The sequence below is a fragment of the Acidaminococcus sp. AM05-11 genome (assembly GCF_003472805.1).
GTDB lineage: Bacteria > Bacillota > Negativicutes > Acidaminococcales > Acidaminococcaceae > Acidaminococcus > Acidaminococcus hominis.
In genome coordinates this window covers 18,340-35,979 of record NZ_QRMX01000003.1, presented here as the reverse complement: position 1 = coordinate 35,979, position 17,640 = coordinate 18,340, and the positions used below count along the sequence as shown (strand labels likewise).

Genomic DNA, 17,640 nt, shown 5'->3' with positions numbered 1-17,640 from the left:
CCTTTGCAGATAATGGGGGATCCTTCCGATCCCATCCTTGCACAATACTATTGTAGAAACTAAACATCTAAAAAACGTCTATGCAGCCGTCCAAAATCCGTTTTTTTCGGCTTTTTTCGTCTGCCGCTTTGGACGTTTCCCGCCCCCAGCGTCCATAAAGAATCAAAAAGCCCGGATTTCTGGCAGAGAAAAAGCCCGTTGGGGGCAACAGGCTTTTTCCCGTCAGAGGACCACTTTTTATTAGAAGTAAGCCAGTTTGACTTTGTCTTCTACAGCATCCAGGATGTCGCCATCCTCTACCAGTTTGGTAATCTTTTCCAGTTCCTTGAACATTTCAATGTCTTTATCGTAGGCAATGAACTTGTTGGTTTCACGCACCCGGTCGTAGGCAGCCTGGGTACCAGCACCCAGTTTGAAGCCTTCGCCTTCCCGCAGGTCGATGGCCTGGCAGGCAGCCAGGATTTCCGTAGCAACCACCCGGCGGGTATTGAAGGCAATTTCGCCGGCTTTCCGGGCTGCATGGGCACCCATGCTGACCAAGTCTTCCTGGTTTTCGCAGGTAGGAATGGAATCCACGGAAGCAGGATGTGCCAGCACCTTGTTTTCGCTGACCAGTGCAGCAGCAGCGTATTGGGTAATCATGAAACCGGAGTTCAGGCCGGAATGTTTAACCAGGAAGGAGGGGAAGCCGCTCAGGGAGTTGTTGATCAGTCTTTCCAGACGGCGTTCGGATACGTTGGCAATTTCGGAAATGCCGATGCCCAGGAAGTCGAAGGGCAGAGCCATGGGTTCGCCATGGAAGTTGCCGCCGCTGATAACATCGCCATCCGGCAGAACAATGGGGTTATCCGTAGCGGAGTTGATTTCGATATCCACTTTGTCTTTTACAAAGCCCAGGCAGTCCTTGCTGGCCCCATGAATCTGGGGTACGCAGCGCAGGGAGTAGGAATCCTGTACCTTGAGCTGAGCCTGGTGGGTTACGTAGGTGCTGCCGGCCAGCAAAGCTCTCATATTGGCAGCGGTGTCCAGCTGTCCTTTATGCGGACGGATGATGTGCAGCCGTTCGTCGTAGGCATCGATAATGCCTCTTTGGGCTTCTACGGACAGGGCAGCCGCAATATCGCTTTGTTTCAGCAGGTTCATGCCTTCCCACAGGGCAAAGACGCCCATAGCAGTCAGGATCGGAGTGCCGTTGATCAGGGCCAGGCCTTCTTTGGCTTCCAGATGGATGGTAGGAATGCCAGCCTTTTCCATGGCTTCCTTACCGGGCATTACCGTGCCTTGGTATTCCGCATCGCCCAGACCCAGCATGGGGAGAACCATATGGGCCAGGGGTGCCAAGTCACCGGAAGCGCCCAAGGAGCCTTTTTCCGGAATGTAGGGATGTACACCCTTATTGATCATGGCCACCAAAGTTTCCAGGGTGGACAGCCGAATGCCGGAGTAGCCTTTTACCAGAGCGTTGGCACGAATGGTCATGGCAGCCCGGACCACTTCCCTGCTCAGGGGTTTGCCGTAACCACAGGAGTGGGTACGGATCAGGTTTTCCTGCAGCTGGGAGCATTCATCTTGAGAAATATGCACCCGGCACAAAGAGCCGAAGCCCGTGGTAACCCCGTAAACAACGCGATCGCTGTTGACGATATCATCAATCAAGGCACGGGAAGCCTTGATTTTTGCAACAGCGTCCGGATCAAAGGAAAGCTGTGCCCCATAGCGGCTGACTGCAATCAGTTGTTCCAGGGTCAAATCATCACCGGTCAATACGACTTCTTTAATGGCTTTAACGTCTTTTAACATTTGTGCATCCTCCTATAAAATGAAAGTCCCAAAGTGTTGGGTTTGTCAGGCGAAAAGGAAAATCAGCTAAACAGGTTACAACGCGGCATTACCCCAAAATCATAGCACCAATCATGCCGCCGATAAACAGGGTGACATCGAAGAAAATGAAGGTGGGTACGCAGGTATCCCAAATGTGGTTGTGCTGTCCGTCGGCGTTCAGACCGGAAGTAGGTCCCAAAGTAGAGTCGGAAGCAGGAGAACCAGCATCACCCAAGGCAGCAGCAATACCGATCAGCAGAATGATGGACGGAGTGCTGAAGCCCAGTTGGTAGCCCATGGGAATGTAAATGGAAGCCACAACAGGAATGGTCCCGAAGGAAGTACCAATACCCATGGTGATCAACAGGCCTACAGCCAGCATCAGGAAAGCCCCGCTGAATTTGGTGTTGATAACGGTGGTAGTGGCAGCTACCAGGGATTCTACCGAGTGGGTTTCCCGCAGTACATTGGCGTAGCCGGCTGCAATCAGCATAACGAAGGCAATGAAGCCCATCATGGCAACGCCGCCGTTGATGATTTCATCCATGTCCTTCCATTTGATGGAGCCGGTGACAATCATCACCAACAGGCCGCACATAGCGCCAATGGGCAGGGATTCAAAGTACAGCTGAGCTAGGAAAGCCGTTACGGCACCGGCCAGAGCTTTCCAGCATTCGGCGTTCATGGATACCTCTTCTGCGTGTTCGTCCATGCCGGTAATGGGCAGGTCCTCGTATTCCCGGTCACCGCTGTAGAAGAAGACGGCCAGTACCAGGCCTACCAGCATGGCAGCGCCGCCGATCCACATAACGGAAGAAATGTCACTGATGGTAACGGAAACGTTGTTGGCAACCATCTGGTCCTTGATGATGGTCATGAACAAAAGACCAAAGCCTACGGGCAAGGATACGTACGGGGCTTTCAGACCAAAGGTCAGAGCACAGGCTACGGCACGTCTGTCCAGTTTCATGTGGTTCATAACCGTCAGCAGAGGCGGAATCAAAATAGGAATGAAGGCGATGTGTACAGGAATCAGGTTCTGGGAGAAGCAGGAAACAAAGGCAATCAGGAAAACAAAGGCCATTTTCTTCGTTCCTACTACCTTGGTAATTTTCCGGGCTGCAATGTCAGCCAAGCCGGAGCGGCCAATGGCCACAGCCAGGGAGCCCAACAGGATGTAACTGAGTGCGGTTTCCGAGTTGCCGCCCATACCAGAGATCAGGGTGCTGATGGTGGTGGTAAGGTTCATGCCGCCGGTCAGGCCAGCAATAACGGCTGCGACCAGGATTGCCAGCATCACGTTCATCTTCAGCAGGCACAGCACTGACATGATAATAACGGATACGACAATCGGGTTGGTTAAGATATCCATAACAATGATCAACTCCTTTTCAATATGTGATTTTCTTTGCGCCTGTACAAATCCTTTTCGCTATCCATTGTATGGGCTGTCAGTCAGAGAATGGTCAAAATCAGAGAAACGGCAAAATTCTTTTTATTGAAACTAGTACCAATAAAAAAACATCGACTCTATAAAGGAATCGATGTTTTTCTTTCATTTTGTAATAATATTTACAGTTTTTGTATTTTATTTTTGTACTACAGATAAGAACATGTAGGCTTGCTGGAGCAGTTCCTCCAAACCCACAGCCGGCGGCCTTAAACAAACTTTTCAGATATTTCTCTTTGTCTCTTTTTCACTTTATCCCGTTAGAGTGATAAATAAGAGGGGTCGCACCAAACTATGCTTTTCTTATTTATTTTTTCTTGCGCTATTAGTATATCCGTCAACCGTCCAGAAAGAGTCCATAAAATGAAATTCACCCTTATTTTTCCATATTTTGCCATTCCTGATGGATATACCAGATGGCATAGCCGCTTACTCGGATATCCTGCCATTTAAAGCCATTTTTGTATCCTTAATACAGAATACAGGAATCCAGACCTTCCTGCTGGAGAGTCTGGATTCCTGAAAATAATTTTATGCGGTTAGGGAGAAAAACCATTTACAGCAGCTTTTTGCCCATCCCCTGCTCTGCCCAGGCAATGATTTTCCCTTCATGAATGGCCTGTCTCAGATATTCGATGCAGGGATACAGGTACATATCCTCTTCCATGGGCGGCACCTGCTTGGCCACCTGGGCCAGCACTGCTGCGCTGGCGCTGCTGCGGGCTTTGCCAGGCGCCGCAAAAGGCTGGGCCTGGTAGACGGACAGTAGTTCGATGGCCAGGATGTATTCCAGTTTTTCCGCCACGGACAGGGATTTCTTCCCGGCGTTATACCCCATGGCCACGTAATCTTCCTGGTTGCCGCAGGTAGGGGTATTATCAATGACCGCTGGGGTGCACAGAATCCGCATCTCGTTGAGCAGCCCGGCCTGGGTATACTGGGGAATCATCAGCCCGGAATTAAGCCCCGGCTTCTTGATCATGAACCAGGAATAGCCGGACAGGCTGCCGTCAATCAGCCGGTTGTTCCTGCGCTCGGACATTTTGACCAGCATGGTAGCGGCAATGCAGGAGGAATCCATGGCAATCCCCACGTAAGCAGAGTCGGCATTGCAGGCGGAAATCACTTCTTCCTCCCCGGCTTCCGGCCAGATAATGGGATTGTCGCAGCAGGAATTCATTTCGATTTCCAGAGTCTTTTTGGCATCCAGCAGGGTCTTTTTGGCGGCCCCGTGGAGCTGGGGAATGCAGCGCAGGGACAGGGCATCCTGAACACGGGTTCCCTTGGCCGCTGCAATCACCTGGGAATCTGCCAATAGGTTCCGGACGTTTTCTGCGGTCTTCCCCTGGTCTTCATGGGGCCGCACCGCCATAACCCGAGGATCAAAAGCGTTCATGACTCCCTGAAGGGCTTCCAAACTCAGAGCTCCCACCACATCGGCCGTTTTGGCGGCCTGGAGCATATCATAGAGACCGATAGCCCCCATGGCTGTTACCGCCGTGGTGCCGGACACCAGCGCCAGGCCTTCCTTGGACGCCAGCTGGATAGGGCTAAGGCCGGCTTTTTCCAGGGCTTCCGCCCCAGGGAGCAGCTCTCCCTGGTAATAGGCCTTGCCCCGGCCGGTAATCACCAGAGCCATATGGGCTTCCGGGCTCAGATACCCCACACTGCCGTCCCCCGGTGCCCAAGGCACCAGGTTCCGGTTCAGAAACTGCCGGTACTGTTCCAGCACTTCCAACCGCACGCCGCTGTAGCCCTGGCCCAGGTTCTGGAGCACCATCAAAAGGGTTCCCCGGACCGTTTCTTCGCTCAGGGGCTTGCCCACAGAGGTGGAATGGGACAAAATGATGTTCTTTTGGAGCTGGGCCGTTTCGTCCTTGTCAATGGCCTTGGTGCACAGGGCCCCGAAGCCCGTGGTCACCCCGTACATAACCTTTTCCTCTTCCACCCACTGCTCCACCAGGGCCCGGGACTTGTTGACCCGAGCCTTATAGGCTTCACTGAAAGTTACCTGCGCCTTGTCCCGGACCACTGCCAGGAAGTCCTCCAAATCAATTTTACCGCCCAATTCAATTGTCCGTGCCATACGCTCACTTTCCTTCCTCAGCATTTTCCACCACGGTATTTTCTACCTGGCTTTCACTGTCCACAATGTCCTTTTTGGTTTCCTTGTCCATAAAGAAGACCTTCCCGGCGGCCAGCACCTGCAAAATAAAGATGGCCAGCACCACAAAACCACCGCAGGCGGACAGGTACTTAACGCCGTCCACCCCCTGCTCACCGCCGCCAAAAGCTACCATGATGGCAGAAATAGCGCCGATGGATACACCCCAGACCACCTTCTGCCACAGGGCCGGTTCTTCATCGTGCCGGGCACCCTTGGTGCACAGGGCCGCAATGGTGGTGGACATGGTGTCCGCCGTAGTGGAGAACGCCGCAATCAGCGTAATAATGATAATGGGGATCAGGATACTGCCCAGGGGCACCGCTTGAAGGAACGCCCAGATGCCGGATACGGCACCACCGGCCTTAATGGCAGCTACAATATCCACTCGGCCGTTGATCTGCCACTGGAGGGCCGTACCGCCCCAAACCGCAAACCAGATCATGCCAAAGACCGCCGGCAAAATCCAGTTGATGATCAGGAATTCCTTAATGGTCCGGCCATAGGCAATCATGGCGAAGAAAATTCCCATCAGCGGAGCATAGGCAATCCAAATGGCCCAGTCGTACATGGTCCACCAGGTAACCAGTTCCTTGCCGCCCACCGGATAGGGATCCAGACCCCAGGTCCAGAAATGATCCAGCCAGTAGCCCATGCCGATGTTGCCCATATTCATAATGTACACCGTAGGGCCAATGATGATTAACAGGAACAGCAGGGCGTAGAAAATCTTGGTGGTCAGATTGGCCAGCCATTTGATGCCCCGGTCAATGCCCAGCACGGAAGCAATGGTAAAGGTGGCCGTGATAATGGCCGTCAGCACAAACCAGACCAGAGGTCCCTGTTTGATGCCGTAGGCTGCCGTAAGGCCGGTTCCGATCAGGGCAAGTCCCGCCCCCAGGGAAGCTGCCAGTCCCAGGGCAATGGCCAGTACGGATAGTACGTCCACCAGGGAACGCCAAAGCCCTTTGTTGACCTTTTCCCCAAACAACGGGGTCAGGGAAGCTGCTACGGACAATTCCTTATTCCGGTTATAGTATAAATAGGCCATGATTACGCCGGTCAAGGCATAGATGGCATAGGGAATAAAAGTCCAGTTATAAAATACCCGGCCCATGGAGAAAAAGGCCGCTTCCGGTGTAAAGGGTTTGATGCCCGAAGCATTCAGCTCCCCGTAAATATTGCCGTAATAAATGATGGGTTCATTGACCCCGTAGGTAATCAGGCCCGTAGCAATGCCCCCGGTCAGGGTCATGGCAAACCAGGCGCCAAAGGAGAATTTGGCTTTGGCATTGGGTCCCCCAAAGCGAATCTTCCCCAAAGGAGAAAAGGTTAACAGGGCAATCATAATCAGGGTGCCAATGGCCACCCATTGATACAGCCAGCCAAAGGTTTCCAGGGACCAGCCGAAAATGGCCTGGGTAACCTTGGTCAGCCATTCATTGTGGAGGACCCCCAACAGGGCAGAACCCCCAATGACTACAAAACAGGGGATGAACACATCCCAGCGTACGCCTTTCTTGACTTCTTTTTCTTCCACGATACTCCCTCCTTAATGGATGTAATTGGATTAGCTTGGCCTAGCACACTACTCTAATATTTTATACATCACACTCCTTATTGTTCGTATTTCTTTATTCCAGTAGATGGTTAAAGAAAAACAGGCAAAAATTTTGTTTTGCTTCTATTTATTTGTATTTATGGGCATATGTATAGCTGATTTTCGTCCATAAAAGGTCAATTTTCCTTGTATACATGATTTTTAACGAATTTTTCTGTTTTCTAACGTTTGTACCATATAATAACTATAACATTCTTTACAATTTAATTGTTCGGTCATTTTGCACTGCCAGCCTCAGGTTAACCACGTCCAAAGGGCGTCAAAAAAAGGATGCCTGCCCAACTCTGGGCAGACATCCTTGAGAAGCAATCTGCAATTACAGCTGTACTTTGTTCAGCAGGGCTTGTTCCCGTGCATCCACATCTTTTTCAATGGCAGCCATCTTTTGGCGCAGGTCTTCCGCAAAGGCCTGGTCCTTGATGCTTCCCAAATTGATTTTTACATTCAGGAAGGCGCCCCGGACAGCAGCCCGGGCGTTCATGGCAGCTACCGCGCCGTCGGTGATGGCGTTGGCGTTGCCTTTTTCAATCACAATAGCAGCCAGGTCAAGCAGGCCATAGGCCGTTTCCCCCACCGTAAAGGGTACCAGGGCAGCGCCCTTGGTAGCTTCCTGGATGGCGGCAGAACGGGCTTTTTTGGCTTCGTCCGTATCCTTGGGTAGCTTGAAAGCGGCCATGATTTTGTTGAAGGCATTGCTGTCTTCGTCAATCAGTTCCAAGAAACGGGCTTTCAGGGCATGGGCCTTTTCAGCCACGTCCTTCATATCCTCCTGTACTGCTGCGTATTTTTCCTTGCCGATAGTCAGCTGAGCCACCATTTCGATCAGGGCTGCAGAGGAAGAGGCGTTCAGGGCAGCAATGGAGCCGCCGCCGGGCGCCGGAGAAGAAGATCCGGTTTCATCGATAAATGCTTCTACAGACAGTTTCCGCAATTCCATGGGACGTATTGCCTCCTATCAGAACAGACCGTAAATCTTGCCGTCGTTGTCGATATCCATCTTCAGGGCAGCCGGTTGTTTGGGCAGACCGGGCATAACCATGATGTTGCTGGTCTGGCAGACAATGAAGCCTGCGCCGTTGGATACCCGTACATCCTGTACGGTAATCTTGAAGTTCTTGGGTGCACCCAGGAGAGCCGGGTTGTCGCTCAGGGAGTACTGGGTCTTGGCTACGCACACCGGCAGTTTATCCAGGCCCCAATCCTGCAATTGTTTGATCTGTTTCTTGGCATTGGGCGTAAATTCCACCCCATCGCCGCCGTAGATTTTCGTTACGATGGCATTCAGTTTGTTGGGGATGGTATCGTTGACATCGTACAGTTCCACTTTCTTGGGAGCTTGGCCTTCCAGGATTTCCACCAGCTTGTTGGCCATATCGATGCCGCCTTCGCCGCCCTTTTCCCAGCATTCGTTCAGGCTGACTTCTACACCGTAGCTGTTGCATTTCTGCAGCAGCATATCGATTTCTGCCGGGGTATCGCTGGAGAACTTGTTGATGGCTACCAGTACGGGCAGGCCAAAGGTTCTCATATTTTCCACCTGTTTTGCCAGGTTGGTGAAGCCGTCGCTGACAGCCTGGACATTTTCCTTGCTCAGGTCTGCTTTGGCTACGCCGCCATGCATCTTCAGGGCACGGATGGTGGCAACCACTACCACGGCATCCGGATACAGATTGCCATAGTGGCATTTGATATCCATGAATTTTTCAGCACCCAGGTCAGCACCGAAGCCTGCTTCCGTAATGGCGATATCGCCCAGCTTCAGGGCCATCTTGGTGGCCAAGAGGGAGTTGCAGCCATGGGCAATGTTGGCAAAAGGTCCGCCATGGATAATGGCAGGGGTGTGTTCCAGGGTTTGCACCAGGTTGGGTTTAATGGCATCCTTCATCAGCATGGCCATAGCCCCTTCGCAGCCCAGCTGATGTACATGCACCGGGTTGCCGTCCAGGTCGCAGCCGATAACAATGCGGCCGAACCGGGCTTTCAGGTCTTCCAGGTCCTTGGCCAGGCACAGGATGGCCATGATTTCAGAAGCCACGGTAATGGTGAAAGCGTCCTGACGGGGGAAGCCGCAGACTTTGCCGCCCAGGCCCACTACCACGTTGCGCAGGGCACGATCGTTCATGTCCATAACCCGGCGCCAGGTGATTTGGCGGGCATCCAAACGCAGGGCGTTGCCGTGATGGATATGGTTATCGATCATGGCAGACAGCAGGTTGTTGGCTGCGGTAATGGCATGCATATCACCGGTAAAATGCAGGTTGATGTCATCCATAGGTACAACCTGGGCATAACCGCCGCCGGCTGCACCGCCCTTAATACCGAAGACAGGTCCCAGGGACGGTTCCCGCAGAGCTACTACGGCCTTCTTGCCCACTTTGTTCAGAGCCTGGGCCAGGCCAATGCTGGTAGTGGATTTGCCTTCGCCAGCTGGGGTGGGAGTAATGGCCGTAACCAGGACCAATTTCCCATTGGGTTTGTCTTGCAGGCGTTTCAGCACATCCAGGGAGATTTTGGCTTTGTAGTGGCCATATTGTTCCAGCTCTTCCGGCAGGATTCCCAAGCCGTCAGCAATCTTGCTGATGGGTTCCATCACATTTTTTTGGGCTATTTCGATATCGCTTAACATATGCGCACCTCCATGCGGAATTTGTTTTACTTACTCTTCCAATTCAAGCAGACGTTTTTCCAAGATTTCATCCATATCGAAGTTTTCGATCTGGAGATAGTATTCAGCAGCCATCAGCAGGGCTTTCATGGGCACCGTACCGATTACTTCGCTGCCGGCAATGGAAACGCCGTAGCGGCGGGCTTCCATTTTGATCATTTCAAAAGCTTGGTAAACAGCGGTCTTTTCGTAGTTTACCAGGTTCATGGAAACCTGTACCTGGTTCCGTTCTTCCAGCTTTACGCCCATGGCCTTTACAAAGCGCAGGCCGCCGCCGATGTGACGGACTTTCCGGGCAATGGCGTTGGCCACTTCAATGTCGCTGCAGTGCAGGTTTACGTTGAAGGCAACCAGGGGAACCCGGGCGCCAATGGCAGAGCAGCCAGATTTTTCGTTCATGACAGCCGGACCGTAATCCGGTTTCCAGGCAGGATCCTTAATCTTTTCGAAGAAGCCTTCGTACTGGCCTTTCCGTACAGCAGCCAGGTTCCGGCGTTCTTCCTTGGTGCAGGCATCTTCGTACAGGTAAACAGGAATGCCCATTTCCCCGTAGGCTTTGCCTACCGTATTGGCAATGGCAACGCATTCGTCCATGGTTACGCCCATAACCGGGGTAAAGGGAACTACGTCCACTGCGCCAAAACGGGGATGTGCCCCATGATGGGTTCTCATATCAATCAGTTCAATGGCGGTTTTGGCCATGTTGATGGCGGCTTCCGTCACTGCTTCGGGAGTGCCGATAATGGTGACCACGGAACGGTTGTGGTCTTCATCGCTGGAGTAATCCAAAATTTTCAAGCCTTTGATCTTGCGGGCTTCGTCAACAATCTTTTCTACCTTTTCCTTATCGCGACCTTCACTGAAATTTGGTACAAACTCAACTAACTTTTTAGCCATGACGGCACCTCCGTAATAGATAGTCAATCCGAACGGCAGGACTATGTCCCGTTCTGTTATTATATTATTTTTTTCACGACTAAAAAACGTCTGAATGGAAAAAAATCGGATTTTTTTATTTTTTGACCATCTACGGACGCCGTTTCGGTACTATGAAAGGCAAAATGTTCGCAAAATTTTGATTGTGAGGTGAGCTTATGCAGATTATTCCCCGCTCCCAAGCTACAACCACGGCCTGGTCCGGCGGCACCACCACCGAGTTTTATCTGGACCCTGCCGATGGCTCCTACGCCAAACGGCAGTTTACCTTGCGGATCAGCTCCGCCACCGTGGACCTGCCCGAATCAGATTTCACCCTACTGCCGGATTATCTCCGGATCATTACCCCCCTCTCCGGCGGCTTTACCCTGACCTATCAGGAAAACCCTGCAGGTACCGTAACCCTAAAGCCCCTGGAAGAAGCATATTTTGACGGCGCCTGGCACACCCATTCGGTGGGAAAAGCCCTGGACTTTAATGTTATGTACAAAAAAGGCCTCACCGCTCAGTACACACTTTTGGCCGGGTCGCACACCCTTACGCCGGCACCCCGGCGCTATGTGTACTTGCCGCCCCAGGCTGACCCAGAAAAAGCGCTGGGAGTCCTTTGCGGTAAGGTGCTAACCGCAGATACCCTGTACGTACTGGAGGCAGAAGACGGGGCGGCTGCCCTAACCCTCGCATCCGGCGTCCAGGCCATTTACATTACCGTCCAGTAACCCATGCCCTTCTAGCCCGGATGGCCTTTGGCCGTCCGGCTTTTTTTGCAGAAAGGAGCTGCTCCAAAAAGGGAACAGCTCCTGGCAAATCAGAACTTCAGATGGCAGTACATTTTATCAAATTCCTCCCGGATGCAGGGAGCTACCCATTCACTGGAGAACATAGGATGGGAAATGGCCAGTGCATGCACTCTTTCCTTGATTTCTTCCAGCACGGCAGGGTTGTCCTTGTTTTTCAGGGCCCGGCCCAGCAGATGGCCGATTTCCTTCATTTCCGCTTCCTTGGCGCCCCGGGTGGTCATGGTCGGAGAACCAATCCGCAGGCCGCTGCCCAGGCTGGGCGGCAGGGTATCGTAGGGGATCATGTTCTTGTTGGTAACCATGCCCAGGCTGCACAGCAGGGTTTCGGCTTCCTGGCCGTTGGCAATCACCGGCGTTACGTCCAGCATCACCATATGGGTATCGGTACCGCCGGTAATCAGGCGCATACCTTCTTCTTCACAGCCCTGGGCCAAAGCCTTGGCGTTCAGGCAGACCTGTTTGGCGTAGGTCTTGAATTCCGGCTGGAGCAATTCCAAGAACAGTACGCCTCTGGCCGCCAGCATATCCCCTTTGGGACCGCCCTGGAGCCGAGGGAAGACGCCCCGGTCAATTTTGGAAGCGATGGCTTGTTTGCACAGGATGACCCCGCAGCCCCGAGGACCCCGCAGAGTCTTTTGGGTGGACATGGTCACCACATCGGCATAGGGAACCGGGCTGGGAATGGCGCCGCCGGCAATCAGGCCGCAGTCATGGGCGCAGTCCACCCAGAAGTAGGCTCCCACTTCATCGCAGATTTCCCGGAAAGCTTTGTAGTCAATGGTCCGGGGATAGGAAGAAGCCCCAGTAACAATCAGTTTGGGCTGGTACTTATGGGCCATTTCCCGTACCTGATCCATATCAATCCGTTCCGTTTCCTTGTTGACCCCATAGTGGATAGCGTTGAATTCTCGGCCGCTGAAATGGAATTTGGCACCGTGGCTCAAATGGCCCCCGTTGTCCAGTTCCAACCCCAGGAAGGTGTCGCCTCTTTGCAGCAAGCCGTAAAGCACGGCCATATTGGCAATGGTGGCGTTGCCGGACTGGATATTGGCGTGTTCTGCTCCAAAAACCTTCTTTACCCGCTCTACGGCCAGCTGTTCAGCCTTGTCCGCCAGTTCACAGCCCCCTACAAAGCGTTTGCCGGGGTACCCTTCCGTGTTCTTGTTGGTGAAGACGGAGCCCTCCAGCGCCGTACACAGGGGAGAAGCCACGTTTTCCGAGGCAATCAGACCGATGGTCTCAAACTGTCTTTTTTCTTCCTTGTGAAGCAGACCGGCCATTTCCGGGTCAAACACGTCCAGCAATTTGATGGCATCTTGTTTCGTAGGCATTTCCATTTTGTTTTCTCCTTTCAAGAGCAGCACAGGAACCGCAGATAGACAAAAAGAAGGACGCACCAGCTGCAAACCGGTTTGTCCTTCTCTAAATTGGTTGTCAGGGGCTGCCGGACAACCTTTAAAAAAGACCTATGGAGTTATTTCACGTACTTGGCATTGGGATACACCATCAGGTAGTGGTTCTGGGCATCCTTCAGGGCCGCAATCACAGCCTTTTGGGACAGGGCCAGGAACCGCTTCCGCAGGATTTCTGTCAGCGCATCAATGTCCGTCAGCAGGTTATGCCCCACCAGGATTTCCCGCAGGAACACATTGGTGGCTTCCATGATCATGTTGGCACTGGCATCGATGATGGTGTTGGTATGGACGTCCAGCACCAAACTCAGGGAAAAGATCCCGTACATGGCGTTGATGGCGTCTTCCTTGGAAACCTTGGCTACACCCGTTACAAACACCGCATCCTCCGGATACTTTTTGGCAGTCATTGCTCTGCAATTCCCCTTTCTATTGGGTGGAATAAAGCAAAAAGCCGACCAAAAGAAGAGTCCTTCATTCTATGGTCAGCCTAAAATACGTTGATTTCAGGAGGTCATCCTGAAACCCATATGTTCGACTGGAATCAGCATACCATACCTGAAGAAAGATGTCAACGGATTTTACAGTATACTGTATGCATTCAGATAATAGCACGTTTTCAGAAATCTTTATTGCTTTTTATTCCCTTTTGTGCTACGATGTTCCCAATTAAGGGGCAGGCAAGATTCCTGCCCAAACAGAACATATTCCTTATGTTCGCGGAAACAGCTGCCCTGTTTCCATCCGGCGATAAGGTCTGAATGCAGTACACAGTGGTGTGCTGGTTCAGGCCTTTTTTTATTCCAAGAAAGAAGGGGAACGTATGAAACTGGCATTCAACCTGTACCAATCCATGTGCCTGGCAGTCGTGGTCTTTTACCTGGGCGCCTTTCTGAAAAAGCGCGTGAAGCTTTTCCAAACCTACTGCATTCCCAGCCCGGTGATCGGCGGCATTATTTTCGCTGTGGTCAACCTGCTGCTGTACGAAGGACACATCCTGGATCTGACCCTGGACACCACCCTGCAAAGCGTCTTTATGAACATCTTCTTTACCAGCGTGGGCTTTACCGCCGGGTTTGGCATGCTGAAAAAAGGCGGCAAGACCCTGATCATCTTTATGGTCTGTGTGGCTCTCCTGATTACCATCCAAAATGCTACAGGCGCCCTGCTCTGCTCCCTGTTCGGTCTGAACCCGCTCCTGGGACTTTCCCTGGGTTCCCTGCCCCTCACCGGCGGCCACGGCACCTCTGCCGCCTTTGGTCCCCTGCTGGAACAAATGGGGGTGGATAATGCCCTGACTGTCGCCATTGCTGCAGCCACCTACGGTCTGGTAGCCGGCAACGTCATCGGCAACCCCCTGGCCCGGAAACGGATTTTGCAGCTGCACCTGAAGAGCACCGACGCCCAGAATGTAGATACGGACGCTGTCGCTGAGCTGCGCCGGAACACGGAAATTACCCAAAAACTGGATCCGGAACGGGGCACCTGGGGCCTGTCCTTGATTTTTGTAGCCATGGGCTTGGGCACCTTGGTCAGTATGGCCCTGGATGCCGTCCACATTACCATGGCAACCTACGTAGGCGCCATGATCATCGGCATCATTATCCGCAATGGCTGTGATGCCAAGGGCCTTGAAGTACCCATCCAGGAAATCAGCACCATTGGCATCATCGGTCTGAACTTCTTCCTGGCGCTGGCCATGATGGGCATGAAGCTGTACCAGCTGGCGGGCCTGGCTACGCCCATGATTGTCATTCTTCTGGTGCAGACCCTGTTTACTGGTCTGTTCGTCTATTTCATTACCTTCAATCTCTGCGGCCGGGATTACGATGCGGCCGTGCTGGCGGCGGGCCACTGCGGTTTCGGCATGGGTGCCACCCCCAACGCCATGGCCAACATGGACTCCCTGACCCAGGTGTATGGGCCTTCGGAAAAAGCCTACCTGATTATCCCCGTCTGCGGCGGGTTCTTTACGGATATTGTCAACTCGCTTCTGATTACAGCCTTCATGAACCTGCTGTAACCACCCATTTTACCTTGCATCCCATCAGAAAAGGAGTAATACTATGGCACAAATCTTGTCTGGAAAAGAAGTGGCTGCCCAGCTGACAGCCCATTTAACGGAAGAAGTGGAGAAACTGAAACAGCAGGGTATCGTGCCCAAACTGGCCCTGGTCCGGATTGGGGAACACCTGAGCGACGTGCGCTACGAAAAAAGCGCCAAGAACCGCTGCGCCAAGATTGGTATTGCCACGGAAAGCTACGTGCTCCCGCCGGAGGCTTCCCAGGACCAGCTGGTGGCCGTCATCCGCCAGATCAACAACGACGCCTCTATCCACGGCTGCCTGATTTTCCGGCCTTTCCCGCCCAGCTTTGACGATGCCTATGTACGGTCCTGCCTGGATCCCAGAAAAGACGTGGACGGCATTACGGATACGTCCCTGTCCGGTTTGTTCACCGGCTCCTTTACAGGCTTCACCCCCTGCACGGCAGCTGCCTGCATGCATATCCTGGATACCTACCGCATCCCCGTTACCGGCAAGGATGTGGTGGTCATCGGTGCCAGCCTGGTGATTGGCCGGCCCGTAGCCATGGAATTTCTCAAACGGGAAGCCACCGTGTCCATTTGCCACATCAAGACCAAGGACGTGAAACACTACTGCCAGCAGGCCGATATTATCGTGGCAGCTGCCGGCCATGCCGGTCTGGTAACCCGGGATATGGTCAAACCCGGCCAGGTCATCATCGACGTGGGCATTAACGCCACGCCCCAGGGCACCCTGTGCGGAGATGTGGACTTTGCCGCCGTCAGCCCTGTGGTGGCAGCCATTACCCCGGTACCAGGAGGCGTAGGCTCGGTAACCACCTCCGTACTGGCCAGCCACGTAATCCGGGCAGCCCAGCTCCAAACCCAAAAATAATCTTGTTTTTCCTTATTTTAGGAGACGCCCTGCGCCTCCTATTTTTTTGCTGCCCCAGTGAACCTCCCAAAAATATAGTCTTTCTATTCTGAACATGTTATAATAGTTTTCTGTGAATCGGAGCCCCAGAGCTCCAGAACTAGGAGGCCACTATGAATCCAATGACCAATTCCAACAGCATTTCTTTTCCTGCGTATCCCTTCAGCCACAGCGGAGACAGTACTCCAGCCTGGACCCAAGGCACGGGAATTTTCGACTATGTAAAAGAAAATATTGACGCAGAAGGCTTTTTCACCAAGGAGATTCTGCCGGACAAACCCGCTGCAACCGGCGAGTTGGACTTCCAGCCGATGCTGGGTTCCTTCGATCCCTATCTGATGTCCGACCTTTCTGCAGACTCAACCCAGCAGCGGGAAATCCGTGCAGAAAACTTTTCCCGCCAGATACACACGGTACTCCAGGCATTTCTGGAAGACCCTACCCCAGTGCACGCAGCCGACTTTTACATGAAAGCGGCCACCCTGCCCTGCATTCTCTATTACGATACCGTTATAGAAACCCTGAGCCAGGAGCCCATTCCCGCCTGTCTGAAGGATTTGACCCAGGAATGGCTGTACAAGGCCGTCAACCGGGAAGCCGTCAAACTGGCCATTGTCATTACCGGGCTCTGCCTGCTAAATGAGGATAACCTGACCCTCTGCTGGCAGCTAAAAAAGGATCTTTTGCTCTTGGCCCGCTGTGAAGAATTTACCTGTTTCGTGGTCTACGCCCTAAAGCTCAGCCACCAACTGGAAAATTCCGACCTGTGGGACCTGATGACCCATACCAGAGGCTGGGGCCGGCTGGGAGCCATTGAGGCCTGCGAGTTCAACCTAATCAAGGAACGGAAATGGCTGCTCCACAATGCCTTTTTGCAAACCATCGATTATCCGGCCATGGCCCTGATGGTCTTCAACAAGCTGAATATCATGGACCTATTGGATCATGAGCATTTGCAAGAGGACACCTTCCAAGACCTGACCACCCTGATTCTCCACTACTTAATCTATTTGACCGAGGAACCTGAGGGACCCAAAGCCAACATCGACCTGTGGGAGCTGCTGGAAGCATACCTCCATCATGCAGAAGAACACCACACGGACCTTGTCACCGCCTCCGGCCTGACCAACCTGCGGGAATATCTGAAGCAATGGACGGAAAACCAGTACTGGGATTATCTCACCAGCAACCAGCTCCACCTGCTGATTGGCAAAATCGAGACCCTGCTCCTGTCCACCGATTGGCTGCCCCAAATCAAAGCCCACCTGCTGGACAAAGACGGCAATGCCAATTTGGACACCATCCATATGGGCTTTGCCCTGGGGCTGGACCTGCACAAGGAGCTCTGGGCCATCCTGAAAAAAGATCCTCTGCAAACGGAATTGTATGGCTTTCTCCTGGACCCCAAACACAAAAGAATGGCCGGCATGGCAGCCAAATTTGCTTCTGCCCATGCTGACCTATATTTGGAACAGGAAGAGCCCTGCCTGCCCCTGCTGGATACCCTGCAATATTTCCCAGGGACCTGCGGCGACCTGGTGGAAAAAGCGTTGGTTTCCATCTACGATTCCTGCCGTTCCCTGGCCCTGCAGGTCCTGGAGGCCTGGCCGGAAAGTACCTGGCCAAAGGATGCCCAATTGGCACTGCAAAAGGCCCGGACCATGACCACCAGCCCCCTGCAAAAGCTGCAGATTGATGTGCTGCTGAAAAAACGGACTATGGAATATCAAGATTTTCTGGATGTCATCAGGGAATCCAAAAATAAGTAGCTATAAAAAAAGCCTGGGAGAGCTAAGCTCCCAGGCTTTTTT

The 17,640-nt window shown here is 52.8% G+C and carries 13 protein-coding genes and 1 pseudogene; 5 read left to right on the top strand and 9 right to left on the bottom strand.

Features of this window, described 5'->3' with window-relative positions; translation table 11 throughout:
- Window positions 1–240: 240 nt before the first annotated feature.
- The 4 genes from hutH (DW089_RS02445) to DW089_RS02430 form a co-directional block, all read right to left on the bottom strand.
- The gene (gene hutH / locus DW089_RS02445; RefSeq protein ID WP_105326322.1) at window positions 241–1,800 is read right to left on the bottom strand and encodes a histidine ammonia-lyase; all 1,560 of its coding nucleotides are present in this window, start codon (window positions 1,798–1,800) and stop codon (window positions 241–243) included.
- 88 nt (window positions 1,801–1,888) lie between these two features.
- Window positions 1,889–3,193, bottom strand: coding sequence for a Na+/H+ antiporter family protein (locus DW089_RS02440; protein ID WP_105326323.1), 1,305 nt, complete (start codon window positions 3,191–3,193; stop codon window positions 1,889–1,891).
- Between the two features lie 634 nt (window positions 3,194–3,827).
- Window positions 3,828–5,357, bottom strand: coding sequence for a histidine ammonia-lyase (gene hutH / locus DW089_RS02435; RefSeq protein WP_118286718.1), 1,530 nt, complete (start codon window positions 5,355–5,357; stop codon window positions 3,828–3,830).
- Between the two features lie 4 nt (window positions 5,358–5,361).
- Window positions 5,362–6,975, bottom strand: coding sequence for a BCCT family transporter (locus tag DW089_RS02430; protein WP_118286717.1), 1,614 nt, complete (start codon window positions 6,973–6,975; stop codon window positions 5,362–5,364).
- Window positions 6,976–7,326: 351 nt separating this feature from the next.
- Between DW089_RS02430 and DW089_RS11785 the strand changes: the two are divergent.
- Window positions 7,327–7,398: pseudogene (locus DW089_RS11785) on the top strand (hypothetical protein); the annotation flags it as partial.
- On the opposite strand, the gene DW089_RS02420 reads toward DW089_RS11785, so the two are convergent.
- From DW089_RS02420 to ftcD, 3 genes are read right to left on the bottom strand one after another with little or no spacing between them, the layout of a single operon-like run.
- Window positions 7,373–7,993, bottom strand: coding sequence for a cyclodeaminase/cyclohydrolase family protein (locus tag DW089_RS02420; RefSeq protein ID WP_105326326.1), 621 nt, complete (start codon window positions 7,991–7,993; stop codon window positions 7,373–7,375). The pseudogene DW089_RS11785 and the gene DW089_RS02420 sit on opposite strands and share 26 nt — an antisense overlap.
- A gap of 18 nt (window positions 7,994–8,011) precedes the next feature.
- Window positions 8,012–9,682, bottom strand: a complete 1,671-nt coding sequence (locus tag DW089_RS02415) for a formate--tetrahydrofolate ligase (RefSeq protein ID WP_105326327.1) — start codon at window positions 9,680–9,682, stop codon at window positions 8,012–8,014.
- 30 nt (window positions 9,683–9,712) lie between these two features.
- Complete coding sequence (gene ftcD, locus DW089_RS02410) at window positions 9,713–10,618, bottom strand: glutamate formimidoyltransferase (RefSeq protein WP_105326328.1); 906 nt, start codon at window positions 10,616–10,618, stop codon at window positions 9,713–9,715.
- Window positions 10,619–10,815: 197 nt separating this feature from the next.
- On the opposite strand from ftcD, the gene DW089_RS02405 reads away from it, so the two are divergent.
- Entirely contained in the window at window positions 10,816–11,376 is a 561-nt protein-coding gene (locus DW089_RS02405) for a HutD family protein (protein ID WP_105326329.1), read from the top strand.
- A gap of 89 nt (window positions 11,377–11,465) precedes the next feature.
- Here the strand turns inward: DW089_RS02405 and glyA are convergent, their stop codons facing one another.
- Together glyA and DW089_RS02395 are read right to left on the bottom strand one after the other, a co-directional pair.
- Complete coding sequence (gene glyA, locus DW089_RS02400) at window positions 11,466–12,794, bottom strand: serine hydroxymethyltransferase (RefSeq protein ID WP_105326330.1); 1,329 nt, start codon at window positions 12,792–12,794, stop codon at window positions 11,466–11,468.
- A gap of 137 nt (window positions 12,795–12,931) precedes the next feature.
- A complete protein-coding gene (locus tag DW089_RS02395) occupies window positions 12,932–13,279 on the bottom strand; it encodes a DUF3870 domain-containing protein (RefSeq protein ID WP_105326331.1) in 348 nt (115 codons plus the stop codon).
- A 413-nt stretch (window positions 13,280–13,692) separates the two neighbouring features.
- Here DW089_RS02395 and gltS point away from each other — a divergent pair, with 413 nt between their 5' ends.
- The 3 genes from gltS (at window position 13,693) to DW089_RS02375 (ending at window position 17,598) form a co-directional block, all read left to right on the top strand.
- Window positions 13,693–14,892 carry a sodium/glutamate symporter gene (gene gltS, locus DW089_RS02385; protein WP_105326333.1) on the top strand — a complete coding sequence of 400 codons (1,200 nt, stop codon included), beginning with the start codon at window positions 13,693–13,695 and terminating at the stop codon, window positions 14,890–14,892.
- Between the two features lie 43 nt (window positions 14,893–14,935).
- The gene (locus tag DW089_RS02380; RefSeq protein ID WP_105326334.1) at window positions 14,936–15,790 is read left to right on the top strand and encodes a bifunctional 5,10-methylenetetrahydrofolate dehydrogenase/5,10-methenyltetrahydrofolate cyclohydrolase; all 855 of its coding nucleotides are present in this window, start codon (window positions 14,936–14,938) and stop codon (window positions 15,788–15,790) included.
- A 152-nt stretch (window positions 15,791–15,942) separates the two neighbouring features.
- Window positions 15,943–17,598: a hypothetical protein gene (locus DW089_RS02375; RefSeq protein WP_146109045.1), complete on the top strand. Its 1,656-nt coding sequence runs from the start codon at window positions 15,943–15,945 to the stop codon at window positions 17,596–17,598.
- Window positions 17,599–17,640: the final 42 nt, after the last annotated feature.